Source organism: Limosilactobacillus gastricus DSM 16045 (assembly GCF_001434365.1).
Classification (GTDB): Bacteria; Bacillota; Bacilli; order Lactobacillales; family Lactobacillaceae; genus Limosilactobacillus; species Limosilactobacillus gastricus.
Genome location: NZ_AZFN01000031.1, coordinates 1 through 14621, shown reverse-complemented (window position 1 = coordinate 14621; position 14621 = coordinate 1). Strand labels below are relative to the sequence as shown.

Sequence of the window (14621 nt, the reverse complement as noted above, 5' to 3'; positions counted from 1 at the left end):
ACAACCTATTAAAACATTACACTACCATCGATTTATGGCAATCACAAAAGGCATCTAGTGCCTTGGCAGCATTGAAAAAGGGAATGGCCCCACAGGCCAATGTCTTACGGGATGGTAAATATCAGACCATTGATGCCGCCCAATTAGTGCCTGGTGATATTATCAAGATTCGGCTAGGTCAAATTGTACCCGCTGATTTACGATTAATCGCAGGTGATTATGCTTCGATTGACCAATCAGCTTTGACGGGTGAATCGATTGCGGCTAATAAAAAGATTGGTGATGAAGCTTATTCTGGTTCGGTAGTTAAGCAAGGGGAAATGGAAGCCGTTGTTATTGCAACGGGTGAAGATACCTTCTTTGGTCGGACTGCTAAATTAGTTGCTGGTGCTGGGGCAAAGAGCCACGCCCAACAAGCTATGTTTCAAATTGGGGACTATTTGATTGTCATTGCGGTTATTTTAGCCGTTATCATGGTTATCTTTGATGTTTACAATGACATCGTTGCTCACAGTATGAACATGACGGCAGCTCTGAACATTTTGCAATTCGTTCTAGTTTTGTTAGTGGCTTCGATTCCTGTGGCCATGCCAACGGTCTTTTCGGTTACTTTGGCTTTGGGGGCCCTGAATTTATCGAAAGAAAAGGCGATTGTTTCCAAGCTCTCCTCAATCGAAGAAATGGCGGGGATCGATATACTTTATTCCGACAAGACCGGGACCTTAACGAAAAACCAATTAACCTTAGGTGATACGACTTTATACCACGCCAAGGATGAACAAGAAGTGGTTTTGGCTGGGGCACTTGCTTCTAAGATTGAAGATAATGATGCCATTGACACCGCAGTTATTAATGCTTTGACTGATAAGAATGTGTTGAAGAATTGGACGATTGATAAGTTCATCCCCTTTGATCCGGTTTCTAAACGAACGGAAGCGCAAGCTCATGATAAGCAAGGAAATCAAATTCGGGTGTCTAAAGGGGCGCCGCAAGTTATTGTAGATTTAGCGAAACCTTCTAAAGAAGAATCGGATGCAATTTTTAAGTTAGTTGATCAATTAGCTTCTCATGGTTACCGGGCTTTAGGGGTTGCCCAATCCAATGATGACGGTAATACTTGGAAGATCCTTGGGGTCTTTTCAATGTTTGATCCACCACGTGACGACTCTAAAGAAACGATTGAAGCCGCAAAGGCCAAAGGGGTCAATGTCAAGATGATTACGGGTGATGATACTGCGATCGCGATTGAAACCTGTCGTCAATTAGGCTTGGGGACGAATATCTTAAATGCGGCGGATGTCTTTCCATCAGATATGGATCCCGACAATGTCCCAGACGACATTGCTGATAAGATTGAAGCAGCGGATGGATTTGCTCGGGTCTTCCCAGAACACAAATACGCCATTGTCAAAGCTATGCAGAAACGTGGACACATTGTTGCAATGACAGGTGACGGGGTCAACGATGCCCCAGCACTAAAGCAAGCTGATTGTGGGACCGCCGTTTCTGGGGCCACAGATGCTGCTCGGTCTGCGGCAGCCTTGATTTTGACCGCTCCGGGTCTATCGGTTATTAAAACAGCGATTGATGAAGCACGGCGGATTTTTGAACGGATCACTTCATACACGATTTATCGGGTTGCCTTAACCATGACCATCATGTTCCTAGTCGTTTTGTCAGCCATTTTCTTGAAATTCACGCCGTTGACAGCGATCATGATTGTGATTATGTCACTATTGGATGATATTCCGATTATGACGATTGCTTACGACAATACTTCAGTTTCTGATAAGACGATTCGGTGGCGGATGAAGCGGATTTTGACTACTTCATCGGTTCTCGGAGTCGTCGCCGTAATTCAATCGATGATTATGTTAGTATATGAATTTATGGCGGTCCGAAATGGTTCCGGAAGTATTTTTGGTATTACGGATAAGTCACAATTACAAACCTTGATGTTCTTACAATTAGTCGTTGCTGGACACTTGCTTTTGTTTGTGACCCGTCAATCCAAGTGGTTCTTCCAACGGCCATTCCCAGCCAGTGCCTTATTCTGGGCCATTATTGCCACCCAGATTTTAGCAGCATGTATGTGCTTCTTTGGCTGGTTAGTACCGGCTATCTCGCTCAAGACTATTCTTCTGATCTGGGTCTACAACATTATTTGGATGTTCATCATTAATATCGTACGGTTGATCCTAGAGCGAATGAATTATTAGGAGGGAAAGGATAATGATTAATTACTTACACTTTACCGCTGGAACGCGTAACGTCTTACAAGGTGTGATTGATGGTCATCCTGATCGACAATTTAAGTTAGCCACGACCATGGGCAGTAGTCGTTATTACTTGTTTGATCTCTCTAATCAACCGCAAAGTGTTTTCTCGGCACCGGTAACCTTACTGGGATTAACAGGGGATGATGAGCAGAATTTTAAAGGCATCGTTCACCTAGAATCATTTAATAATGATGATCGTCAAAAAGAAGTTCTGACGAAAAAAGCTCAAACCTTAATTAGTAACTTGCCAAACCATAGCTACGGCGGATGGTTATTTGTTAATGAACGCGATACCAACAATCTTATGTTGATTACTTGCTGGGAAGATGAGCATGATGTGCTTAAATGGCAAGATAGTGATCAATACGACCTGATTCGTGAGTTTAGTGGTCATGACGCCAAAAATATGCGGAATATGTACTATCATGACAATTTTGAAATTGTAGATGGCTTGTTATAGTACAAAATTAACTATAATAATTTAGACACCTAAAAGCACTAATCACAGTTAAGGTTTAATGATCTTGGCACTATTCGTGATCTTAGTGTCATTTAGGGGAAATTTACGGCAAAAGTAACTTAGTTTAAATTGAAATGATTTCTAATAGTGATATTATATAGGCGTGCTTAAGTACTCAAACTATAAAGTTAGAAGATGATTTTTTGAGTGTATTTTGGGAATCTATCCAAAGCGTGTTATCGATTGTCATTATGATGGCGGTCGGTTATGTCTGTGCCGGATTCGGTTGGTTTGATGATAATTTTTCCAGTGCTTTATCGGATATAATCATGAAGGTCGCCTTACCTTGTGCCATTTTTAGTTCGATGCTATCAAGATTTAAAATTAGTGAAATTTTTACCCTATCTTCTGGGATTGTTTATTCGATTCTTTCAATTTTAATTGGCTACTTAATTTCTTGGATTGTTGTGAAGTCGCTTAAGGTTCCTCACGGACGGCGTGCCATCATGATGGCCGGATTTAATGTTACTAATACGGTTTTCATAGGGATGCCCTTGAACATTGCCTTATTTGGCTCAGTATCGTTGCCTTATTTATTGGTTTACTATATTGTTAATACGGTTATTTTATGGACCTTCACAGTTTGGACCATTGCGGCTGATGATCCGACCCTAGCTAAAAACGATGGATCTGGTAAAAGTGATAATAAGCGGGTAGGAATCTCTTGGAAACATTTGTTACCGGCGCCACTTTGGGGCTTTATCATTGCCATCCCAGTTTTAATTATTTGGCCGAGTGCTGATACGCAAATACCATCATTTATAACTACGACCCTAATAGATATTGGTGGTTTAGTTACTCCCTTATCGTTAATCTATATTGGGATCATGCTAAGGAACTTTGGCTTAAAGAATATGAGGTTCGGTCGTGATAATATTATCGTGATTTTAGGGAGATTCGTGGTTGCGCCATTGTTAATGATCATCATGATTGTTGGTGGAAGTCATCTAGGCTTCCATTTAACGCCGATGTTTAGACATACTTTAATCATTCAGGCAGCAACGCCGGTCTTTGCCGTGTTACCGATTTTAGCCGATCAATACCATGGTGATGTTAAGTTTGCGACCGATGTGGTGGTTTCAACGTCGACTTTATTCATTATTGTTGTACCAATTTTAATGTGGTTAATTACAACCATCTAATCGCATCGAGCGTGATTAGATGCTGAAGTCAACAAAACTGGTTATCCCAAGCGGGATAGCCAGTTTTGTTTAGCGAATAACCAAATAATAAACATAGAAAACAATTAAGAGTGCAAAGTTATAAATTGAAAAGTACTTGATAAACATTCCTTTTGCATCTGGATACTTAGCACCTAACAGCTGATAAGTAATTAAACTGGCCATGGAGGCGATTAGAGTTCCCATGCCACCGATATTGGTCCCGATAAGGATGCCAGTTCCATTGTTAGTGAATTTGGAAATTAAGATGGCGGCGGGGACGTTACTAGTCGCTTGGCTTGTCACAATGGATGCTAGGACTTCATGCTGGCTAATTGAATCTTTAATAATCGTTTCTAGAAAATGGATGTTACCAACATTGCCGACAAAGATAAAGAAGAAAATAAAGGTAAAGAGCAGGACATAATTAACTTGTTTTAAAGCTTTAACATCAAGGAAACAGGTCACGACCAAGACTATTAGGGTGGCGATTCGATAATCAATCAAGCGGGCCACTGAAGCAATCGCAATCAAGAATAGGATCAGGAAAATAATTAGCTTATGAATCCCTGTTGAATATTGTTTGGGTTCGGGGAGGGATTCCAATTTATGATCTTCAATACTGTTGTCATAGTTGATCAAGCTAATTAAAATGATCAAAACAATGATTCCGGGGATTGCAAAGGGAAGCATGGTGACAAAGAAATGCGTCATCGACATATTAAAGAAAGAATATAAGTACATATTCTGGGGACTACCGAAGGGCATACACATGCCACCAAAGTTGGCCGCTAGGGATTCGATAACCAAGGTAATCACTAATAATTTCTTTTGTTCCCGAGTCATTTTAGTTGCTTCCGCAGAAAAAATGATGATCGTTAGGGGAACGATGGTGATGAGGGTGATGTCATTGGTCAAAAACATGGCCATGAAAAAACTCATGAGGACAAGGACAATGGCGACACCTTTTTCATTTTTGACCTTAGTCAGCAGATAATTGCTGATTTTGTCAAAGATCCCAAGTCGTCGTAAACCAGCAATGAATAACATGAATGAAAATAATAAGAGAATGGTCCGATAATCAATATATGAAAGGTATTTTTTACTAGGTGGGGTAATCAAACAAGATAAGACGGCTAGAATGAAAGAAATAGACAGCACAACTTGTTTCTTACAAAAAGAGATAATCCGATTCATAAAGACCTCCTTTGATACAAAATAAGACTGGAAATATTTCACCAGTCTTTTATTTTACTTTTTATTCGGGACTGGACCTAACCAGTGCATATTTTGATGAGTGTGGTTTCGCCAGAGCCATTCGAGGAGAAAACTTAAAACCAATAGACCGATCACCGACCCCCAAGTCATCACGTTACCGTCGGCAATTGTTTGGTAGAACAAAAGGGCAAAGAGGGCGAGATTCAATACAACTGAAAGAATTAATAAAGTTCGGTTAGCATTGGTTTCATGGTAAAGCCGAAGATGGCCAGCATTAACCATGGCATAGACTAATAAGAAAGCTAGACTCGCCATTTGACCAACAGCAGATAGGGGAAAAATAACCACGAAAGCACAAGTAATCAAGGCCGTGAAGAAGAGTCCCCAGGTTCCACCAACTTTGGTCATGACCCCAAATTTTTCCGGAACCTCATCGGTTTTGGAAATTCTCAAGGCCAAGTTTTCATCGCCAAACATCGTCGAATTAACGGCAGAGGCCGTCGCAACTAGTGCTGCAATACCAATCGCTATAAAGCCTAGATTACCAAAAATTATGCGCCCGGTATCTGCTAAGGCATGGCCTTGATTTGCAATTGCGCCATTTATTCCTAAAGTCGTTACCACAACGATGCTCGAAAGAATATAAATGACCATTACAATACCGAGAGAACAATACAAGGCAATCGGTAATTGCTTAGCGGGATTCTTCATACTTCCTGCCGCATTAGTCACCACCCCGAAACCTTCGTAGGTGACATACAGTAACCCTGCTGCAGATAGCACACCTAAAGGATGTTGTTGATAGGTGCTAGTTAACGTCGGAATATGAGCCTTAGTTAGGCCAATCGCGATAAAGGCGATTAAGATGATCAGTTCACAAGCAATAATGGTTGTTTGCGCTCGTGCCACTTGTTTGGCGCCCAAGATATTTACGAAAACCACTACGATAATAATCCCAATACTGACAGCTTTTCCGATCCAACCTGAATCCGTAAGATTAAATAATTGGCAAAAGTATTCAGCAAAACCTGTTGCGTATAAGGCCATGGCGATAATCCAGCCTAAGTACTGAAAGACATTCATCCCGCCCGCCAAGAGCCCATCACCAAAGCCCTGCAGTAAAAATTGGGCCGCACCACCACGACTAGGGTATTTCATGCCTAGTTTGGAGTAGGAATAAACGGAGAAAGCAGCCACCGCACCGCCGATTAAGAAGGACAGAGGGAGCCACAGTCCAGCCGAGTTAGTTGCTAAACCGATTAAGGTATATAAACCAGCTCCCATCATACCACCGACCCCAATTGCAGTTGCCCCTAAGACACTAATGGAATTTTTATTATTGGAAGTATGCGAACCAGACGACATCGATTTCACCTCCCGTCTTTAGTTAATGTTTCGCTTCCTTCTTTAGTTCCTTTGCCGCGGCTTTTAATTTGGCATTATCTTCCTTGGCAATCTCTGGGAAGGCTAACGGTAGTTGTTCTAAACGTTCTCGAATAATCGTTGCCGCAATCGCCCGAGAATTCCATTTATCGTCAGCGGGAATGACATACCAAGGATTATCTTTAGTAGCGGTGGCGTTGATGGCTCGTTGGTAGGCATCAATGTATTGATCAAAGAACTTGTGCTCATGAACATCTGATGCTGAGAATTTCCATTGCTTGTCAGGAGTGTTAACCCGATCTAAGAACCGTTGTTTCTGCTCATCTTTAGAGATGTGCAAGAAAATCTTAATTACCACATAACCAGCATGATTTAAATAATCCTCGTAATTTTGGATATCATGATAACGGTTTTGGTAGAATTCTTCATTCAAGTCAGTCAATCCATCGATTCCTGGCAAGTTTTCATTTAATAAAATCTCCGGATGAACGCGAGAGATTAAAACATCTTCGTAGTATGAACGGTTAAAAATTCCTAACATTCCACGAGCTGGTAGCTGTTGGTTAATCCGCCATAAGAAATCATGATCTAAATCGATTGAACTAGGTTGTTTAAAATTAACCACGTCAAACCAAGCCGGGTTCAGTCCCGAAAAGGTATGGGCAATTAAACTATCTTTACCAGCTGCGTCCAGCGCTTGTAAAACAATGACGACGCCGTATTTATGTTGCGCATAGAGTTTTGGTTGCAACTTAGACATCGCTTTACGTTGCTTTTTCACAACTGCTTTAGCTCCTTTTAAAGAAAGTGGTTTCTCCACCACCGTTGGGACATCAGCTAATTTTAAATCACCAGTGACAAATTTATATTGTTCTTCCATTTCAATTCACCTCCATTTGTCGATCATTATAATGCCGATATCATATAAATCAAGGATCAGTACAAAAAATCAATAATTTTTAATAATTACGATGAAGATCCTTCAGCCATGATGGCTTTTTATAGTGCTCGACGATCAGCGGAATTATAAATAATAAGATTCAATTCACGTGGTATAGTGAATATTCAAAGTAAAGTAAGGGAGACTAATTACATTGACCAAATTTAGTATTTTTAAATCATACTTAACAGCTGTCTTGATTAATGTCATTGGTACGCTACTATTCTTAACAGTGATTCGAGCAGTAACTGGAGAAAATGCCTTCATTTATACTTACCTTGGTTCTGGATGGTTTATTGCCCTATTTGGATATGAAATCTATAAGTATCACGCTTATTTAAAAGAACAGTGGCAGAATTTCAAAAAGAAAAAATGGACCAATATTTTAATTTCACTCGTGTCAGTATTGATTTTAATAATAGTGGTAACATTCAGTCGAAAGTATTTTAATCAATTTATTCCAGCCAATGGCCCCAAAGAGCTCATTATTCCGATTAATGGTTTCTTCGGAATCTTCACCAATTTATATGCTGCAATCATTAATCTGATGGTAGCAATATTTGAAGAAATCGCCTTTCGTCATGACATGTGGTATCGATATCGAAAGCATAAATTCGTTTTTGGTATTTTGTTTATCATTACCAATTTACTTTTTGGTTTCTCTCATTATTACAATTTTAATGGTAGTTTTGTTGCGACGATTCCATATGCTTTCGCAGGGATGATTTTATCTTTACTTTACCTTTGGCGTAGAAATATTTGGCTGCCGATTTTTACACACTTCATTTTTAATTTTCCAGCAATCATTGGGGTAATCTCAATTATTATCATTAGTTTGACTAGATAGTTAACCGCTTACTCTTACATAACATGATTACTTTAGCTCTAAATTTATGCTATCATGATGATAAATATATGATTGAAGATGGTAAATGTGATGGTAAAACGGATCCTAAAAGGGTTGATTTTAACCTTATTAATCGCCACAATGCTATTTTTAACGGTACAAGTTTTTTTGATTCAAGGCACGCCTAGTAAAAACATTAAAAAGACCAATACACACGTAAACTATTCATCCACGCCAACGCTATTAATTCCGGGTTGGGGCGGGAATGGGTGGACTTATAGTAAGTTTATAAAGTTAGTCCAAAAAGAAAACGTAGCCCAAAACGCTTTAGTGGTTCGGGTATCACCAGATTGCCGAGTAAGCGTGACGGGGTCGTTAAAAGATAAGGCTAATCCTTTAATTCAGGTTATTTATACTTGGAATTACGACACCACTTTTAAACCTCAGGTGAAGGAATTGCGGGCGGTTTTGGAAACCCTGCATGATCAATACCATGTGGATCGCTTGAACGTAATCGGCCACTCTTATGGTGGAACAGAATTTATTCACGTCCTGTTTGAAGATGCTAAAATCCGACAAGAAATCCAATTTTAAAAGGTCATTTTATTAGGAGCTCCCGTTGAGGAGAGCTTTGGGACCCGCATCCATTTTCATCCGCATCTATTTAAACAATCTCAAGATTATAATTACAAGACACTCTTAAACGAATCCCGTCATTTAAAATTGTCATCGACAATCTCTTTTTATAACTGGATGGGGCATCAGCCGGGTTCAACGACGACAGATGGTGAAGTCCCAACGATTCAATCCCTGATGTTAAAAACACTGCTTCATCGCCAGAAGATTACTTATCACCAACGGATTTTTAAGAACACGACACACATTCAACTACACCAAAAGAATACGATTTTAAAGGATATTATTCAGGTTTTGTGGGGGAGTAGGTAAATGAAAAAACTATATCAAAGCGGATTAGCTTTTTGGGATCGGTATGAAAAACCAATTAAATTAGTCTTTGTCTCTTCGATGGTCTTTTTTGTGATTGTGGCCCTGATCATGTTTGGTCGTGATGTTCATTGGGATCAAGTTGGGGTGCAATTAGGCCGACAATCATGGGATCATTTATTAATTTTAACCATTTGTGGGATTTTAGCGGTTGTACCGATGTTGGGTTATGACGTCACGATCACTCGTTTACTGCCTGGTAAATTTTCGCCGCGTTATATCATTCAAAGTGGGTGGGTGACCAACACTTTAACCAATATTGCTGGCTTTGGTGGGGTGCTCGGCTCTTCCTTACGGGCCTATTTTTATAGCAAGGACGCCGATCGCAAGCAAATTTTAAACGCGATTGCGAAAATTTCCATTTTTCTGGCGTCTGGTCTTTCAGTCATCTGTTGGCTAGCATTATTTATTATGTTTGGGCTCCATGATGGCGGACACTTTAATCGCTATGCCATTTGGCTCGTCTTGGGGGGCTTATATTCGCCAGCCATGATTATCTTCACCCGCTTTAAGGGCGATACACTCTTTAAAGATCTTTCTTGGAAACTAGAATCCTTTGTGGTAGCTAGCTCGATCTTTGAATGGTTAGGGGTAACTCTGTTCTTCGTACTGGTCGGCTGGGCCTTAGATGTGCATATCAACCTACTGGCCGTGGTGCCCTTATATATTGTGGCCCAAATCATCGGGGTTATCTCAATGATTCCTGGCGCGATTGGTTCCTTTGACGTCATCATGATGGTCGAATTAGTCATGTTAGGGGTTTCACGACCAACCGCGGTGGCTTGGCTCCTCTTATTCCGGGTCTTTTATTACATTGTGCCCTTAGTACTAGGGGGAATTCTTTTTACTCATCGGATTTTAAAGAGTCTAAATGAGCATTTTAATCATTTACCGGCCCTAATTTTTCATCAGACGATGTACTTGATCGGGACGGGGTTAATGTATTTAACCGGGATTATTATGTTAGTGGCGGCCTCAGTTCCTGATTTAACGGATAGTAATAAGTTCTTGCAGGATTTTTATCCCTTTACTTTCTTCTTACTCCATCAGCTATCAACGATCATGTTTGCGATTGCGATTTTGGCTTGTGCTCGAGGACTGCAAGCGCGGGTCAAGAAGGCTTTTTGGCCCACTGTAATTGTTTTGGTAATTGGTCTATTGAATGCCCTCTTTAATTTAGCCTTGCCGGCTCTAGCAGGCTACATCTTGATTCTCTTGTTGGTAGTTTGGGGGATGCGGGGAAGTTTATATCGCTACAAATTGCAGTATTCAATGGGAAAATTCATCTTTGATGGGGTGATTTTTGCCGGTAGTTTTATTCTTTATGTCGTAGTTGGGATTGTTAATACACCAAATTACGAATCCGACCATGTCATCCCTGATTATCTGCTTTTTCCTGGAGAACATATTTGGCTATCTGGTTTTATCGGTCTATTAATCGGGATCGGGATAATGCTTTGGATCTTACATTACTTCACTCGTTATGCGGATCCTTTTAAAAATGATCAAACCTTTCCGCGGGATCGAGTTGATCAAGTCATTGCCCAGTATGGGGGGAACGAAACTAGTCATTTAGCCTATTTGCAAGACAAAAACATTTACTTTTACCAAGTGGATGGGCAAGATCGGCTCTTCTTTATGTATCGGAAAAAATACGATAAGTTGATTGTGATGGGCAATCCAGTTGGTGATCAGCAGACCTGGTCAGCGGCGCTTCATCAATTGGTAAATGAGGCAGATTTATATGGCTATCTGCCGGTCTTTTATGAAGTAGATTCGACCGTCACGATGCTGTTGCACGAAGATGGGTTTGATTTCCTAAAAACTGGTGAAGATGGATTAGTGAAATTAGCTGACTTTACCTTAGCGGGAAAGAAACAACGCTCTCAACGGGCTTTAATTCATAAATTCGAACGGGAACAATATCAATTTTCAGTGGTGGAACCGCCTTTTGATGATAACTTGATGGCCGAGTTAAAGGCGGTTTCTGATGATTGGTTGGGCGATCAGGTTGAAAAGGGCTTTTCATTGGGCTTTTTCTCTCAACAATACCTAAACGAAGCTCCCGTAGGAATTGTACGGGATGTTAATAGCGTCCTTGTCGCATTTGTGACCTTTATGCCAACAGGGGGCAAAGAGATCTTAACGATCGATTTGACGCGTCATAGTCACCAAGCTCCATCCGGGATCATGGATCTTTTGTTTATCAGTATGTTTGAATATGGTCAGGAAAATGGCTATGAGTATTTTGATCTCGGGATGGCTCCGCTCTCTAATGTTGGTCAATCACAATTCTCCTTTACGGAAGAAAAAATGGCCCATTTCATCTATGAATATGGCTATCGTCTTTATGGTTTCCAAGGACTGCGGCGTTATAAAGAGAAGTATGCCTCCAAATGGCTACCACGGTATACGGTTTACCGGAAAAAGCAATCTTTAATTGCGACTATGGTAGCCTTAGTTTCGGTTGTTAATCAGCGGGCAAAATAACTATTATTATTGATTAAATGATGATGAGATTTATCATCATTTTTTTTTTTTTGAAAATTGGTATTATGCAGTTATTTTGTAATTTAATATAATTAATGAACTTTGAATAGATTAAACCGGATGACATTTTTAAATAATTAAGGAAAATGAATAAATTAACCAGTTTATTTCTATGTGAAATTTAATAATTAAACCATTAAGATACACTTATACAATAGTTCAAAGAAAATTCATATTGTAACCGTTATAATAACGTCGTAAAGAAGATTTAAATATTTCGGCCGCTTCTTTGCTTTCAAGTTTTTTGATCAAGCAATTCATACGAGGGGAGTGATCAAAATGGTAGATATTCTAGTAAATGACATTATCCCAATTCTAGTGATCATGATTTTAGGATATCTGTGTGGAAAGTTCTATTTCTTTGATGACGATCAACGACAAGGATTGAACAAATTAGTCTTAAATATTGCTTTACCAGCAGCTTTGTTCATCTCAATTGTCAAAGCCACCCGAGAAATGTTTGTCAAAGATATTGTCTTAACTTTGATCTCAATTGTGGGGGTCACTGGATTATTTATGTTGTCTTACTGGTTGGATAAGGTTATGTTTCATCGGACAACCCAAGAAGCTGCCGTCTGTGCTTTAATCGCCGGTTCTCCAACCATTGGTTTCTTAGGATTTGCGGTTTTGGATCCGATTTATGGAAACAATGCCACGACTAACCTGGTTATCGGGATTGTTTCAATCGTGGTTAATGCCATCACGATCCCAATTGGTTTAGCCTTAGTTAATAAGGGGCAAGCTAATGACCGGAAGAATGCGGGTCAAACTGATGAAAAGACAGGTGAAGTCGTGACGGCACCAGTTACCGATAAAGAATACAAGGTCTTGAAGAACGAAAAAGGCATTGAACGGGAAATCGATCTGATGCGGGCCGAAATTCGGAATCACGAAGGTCGGGCTAAGAAAGAACCAAACAATTCTTTTGGTGAAGCCGTGTTAAATGCCTTGAAACAACCTGTTGCTTGGGCGCCATTACTAGCAGTGGTCCTAGTCTTAGTCGGCATTCATATCCCATCTTCTTGGGCACCTAGTTTTGACTTGATCTCCAAAGCTAACTCGGGGGTTGCCGTCTTGGCAGCCGGTTTAGCTCTTTCAACGGTTAAGTTCTCGATTGATAAAGAATCTCTCTGGAATACCTTCTATCGGTTGATTTTGACGCCTGCTGTGATTGTGATTGCGGCTTACCTATGTGGAATGGGATCCGATCCAAGCAAAATTTCGATGCTGGTCTTAGCCACTGGTTTACCACCGGCATTCTCCGGAATTATCATTTCCAGTCGGTACAACATCTATGTCAAGGAAGGGGCAAGTTCAGTTGCACTATCTACCATCGGCTTTGCGGCTTCCTGCATCTTCTGGATTTGGTTCTTACCAGTGATCGCTAACTTGTTCCACTAAATTAATGGGGAGGACATACTCATGACTCAAACAAATGTATACAATGGCGCGGAATTGTTAATTGCCGCACTCAAGAAAAACAATGTTAAAAATATTTATGGTTTAGTTGGCATTCCCGTTACAGATTGGGCTCGGATGGCTCAAGAAAAAGGTCTTGATTACTATGGCTTCCGGCGGGAAGATTCGGCTGTTAACGCCGCAGCAGCAGCGGGTTACCTTAATGGTGAACCTGGGGTGGCTTTGACCGTTTCTGCACCTGGGTTCTTAAATGGATTAGTTGCTTTGGCAGAAGCAACCAAGAACTGTTTTCCAATGATCATGCTATCTGGTTCTTCCGAACGGCCAATTATTGACCTTGATCGGGGGGACTATGAAGGCCTAGATCAATACAATGTTGCCAAACCACTGGTAAAAGCGGCTTATCGGATTGATCGTCCCGAAGATGTGGCTTTAGGGATTGCTCGAGCCGTCCGGACGGCGGTGTCAGGTCGTCCTGGTGGGGTTTATGTTGATATCCCAGGTCAAATGCTAGGTGAAACCTTAGAAAGTGACTTGCCAATTGAAGACTTGGTATATGCCCCGGTTGATCCTAGTCCATCGGTAGTACCGAGTGGGGAATCAATTGATCGAGCGGTCGAATTATTGAAGAGCGCAAAGCACCCATTAGCTATTATCGGGAAAGGGGCGGCTTACGCTCAAGCTGAAAACGAAGTAAAGGACTTTATCGAAACGAACAAGATCCCATTCTTGCCAATGTCAATGGCGAAAGGAGTCTTACCTGATACCCATGAATCCAGTGCCGCCGCTGCCCGGTCCTTATCACTTGGTGGCGCCGATGTTGTTCTCCTGTTAGGGGCACGGTTAAATTGGTTACTTTCTAATGGTGGAAAGCCATTTAGCCCGGATGCACAATTCATTCAAATTGACATTGATGGGACCGAAATGGACTCTAACCGGCCAATTAAAGCCCCAATTGTGGGTGATTTGAAGTCGGCCTTAACTAAGTTGAATCTGGCGGTCAAAGCTGCTGCTATTCAAGCTCCGGCAGATTGGTTGACGGCTATTAATGATAAGAAGGCAGCAAANGCAAATGCCGAAAAGATGGCCAAGGCTATGAGTACGGCCGATACCAAGTATCCAATGGGCCTCTATGGCGTCTTAAAACCAATTAAGGACTTGATTGCTGCTAACCCTGATACTTATTTAGTATCCGAAGGGGCCAACACGCTTGATATTGGCCGCAACGTCATTGATATTCTCCAACCACGGCACCGTCTCGATACCGGGACCTGGGGAGTCATGGGCATTGGCATGGGCT

At 41.0% G+C, this 14621-nt stretch carries 9 protein-coding genes and 3 pseudogenes; 9 read left to right on the top strand and 3 right to left on the bottom strand.

Annotation, left to right across the window (positions count from 1 at the left end; translation table 11 throughout):
- From FC60_RS08590 to FC60_RS08580, 3 genes are all read left to right on the top strand, one after another.
- Nucleotides 1–2219 (top strand): plasma-membrane proton-efflux P-type ATPase (locus FC60_RS08590; RefSeq protein WP_056937970.1); only part of this gene is annotated, 2219 nt, incomplete at its 5' end.
- Between the two features lie 13 nt (nt 2220–2232).
- Nucleotides 2233–2739, top strand: coding sequence for a hypothetical protein (locus FC60_RS08585; protein WP_056937969.1), 507 nt, complete (start codon nt 2233–2235; stop codon nt 2737–2739).
- Between the two features lie 203 nt (nt 2740–2942).
- Complete coding sequence (locus FC60_RS08580) at nt 2943–3941, top strand: AEC family transporter (protein WP_056937968.1); 999 nt, start codon at nt 2943–2945, stop codon at nt 3939–3941.
- A 69-nt stretch (nt 3942–4010) separates the two neighbouring features.
- Here FC60_RS08580 and FC60_RS08575 read toward each other — a convergent pair whose 3' ends face one another.
- Genes FC60_RS08575 through FC60_RS08565 form a run of 3 tightly spaced genes read right to left on the bottom strand, consistent with a single transcriptional unit; the run spans nt 4011 to nt 7440 of the window.
- Complete coding sequence (locus FC60_RS08575) at nt 4011–5156, bottom strand: SLC13 family permease (RefSeq protein ID WP_056937967.1); 1146 nt, start codon at nt 5154–5156, stop codon at nt 4011–4013.
- A 54-nt stretch (nt 5157–5210) separates the two neighbouring features.
- Entirely contained in the window at nt 5211–6542 is a 1332-nt protein-coding gene (locus tag FC60_RS08570; RefSeq protein ID WP_056937966.1) for an APC family permease, read from the bottom strand.
- A 22-nt stretch (nt 6543–6564) separates the two neighbouring features.
- Nucleotides 6565–7440 (bottom strand): PPK2 family polyphosphate kinase, encoded by an 876-nt coding sequence (locus tag FC60_RS08565; protein ID WP_056937965.1) that lies wholly within the window; start codon nt 7438–7440, stop codon nt 6565–6567.
- Nucleotides 7441–7654: 214 nt separating this feature from the next.
- Here FC60_RS08565 and FC60_RS08560 point away from each other — a divergent pair, with 214 nt between their 5' ends.
- From FC60_RS08560 to FC60_RS09715, 6 genes and pseudogenes are all read left to right on the top strand, one after another.
- Nucleotides 7655–8347, top strand: coding sequence for a CPBP family intramembrane glutamic endopeptidase (locus tag FC60_RS08560; RefSeq protein ID WP_056937964.1), 693 nt, complete (start codon nt 7655–7657; stop codon nt 8345–8347).
- Between the two features lie 78 nt (nt 8348–8425).
- Nucleotides 8426–9295 (top strand): annotated as a pseudogene (locus tag FC60_RS08555) (alpha/beta hydrolase).
- Complete coding sequence (gene mprF / locus FC60_RS08550; RefSeq protein ID WP_056937963.1) at nt 9296–11842, top strand: bifunctional lysylphosphatidylglycerol flippase/synthetase MprF; 2547 nt, start codon at nt 9296–9298, stop codon at nt 11840–11842.
- A gap of 339 nt (nt 11843–12181) precedes the next feature.
- The gene (locus tag FC60_RS08545; RefSeq protein WP_056937962.1) at nt 12182–13303 is read left to right on the top strand and encodes an AEC family transporter; all 1122 of its coding nucleotides are present in this window, start codon (nt 12182–12184) and stop codon (nt 13301–13303) included.
- Nucleotides 13304–13324: 21 nt separating this feature from the next.
- Nucleotides 13325–14388: pseudogene (locus FC60_RS08540) on the top strand (thiamine pyrophosphate-binding protein); the annotation flags it as partial.
- Nucleotide 14389: 1 nt separating this feature from the next.
- A pseudogene (locus FC60_RS09715) lies at nt 14390–14621 on the top strand (oxalyl-CoA decarboxylase); the annotation flags it as partial.

Excerpts from the sequence above, each read along its gene's own strand:
- mprF (WP_056937963.1), top strand. The coding sequence starts at position 9,296 with ATGAAAAAACTATATCAAAGCGGATTAGCTTTTTGGGATCGGTATGAA.
- FC60_RS08575 (WP_056937967.1), bottom strand. The coding sequence starts at position 5,156 with ATGAATCGGATTATCTCTTTTTGTAAGAAACAAGTTGTGCTGTCTATT.
- FC60_RS08565 (WP_056937965.1), bottom strand. The coding sequence starts at position 7,440 with ATGGAAGAACAATATAAATTTGTCACTGGTGATTTAAAATTAGCTGAT.
- FC60_RS08570 (WP_056937966.1), bottom strand. The coding sequence starts at position 6,542 with ATGTCGTCTGGTTCGCATACTTCCAATAATAAAAATTCCATTAGTGTC.
- FC60_RS08585 (WP_056937969.1), top strand. The coding sequence starts at position 2,233 with ATGATTAATTACTTACACTTTACCGCTGGAACGCGTAACGTCTTACAA.
- FC60_RS08545 (WP_056937962.1), top strand. The coding sequence starts at position 12,182 with ATGGTAGATATTCTAGTAAATGACATTATCCCAATTCTAGTGATCATG.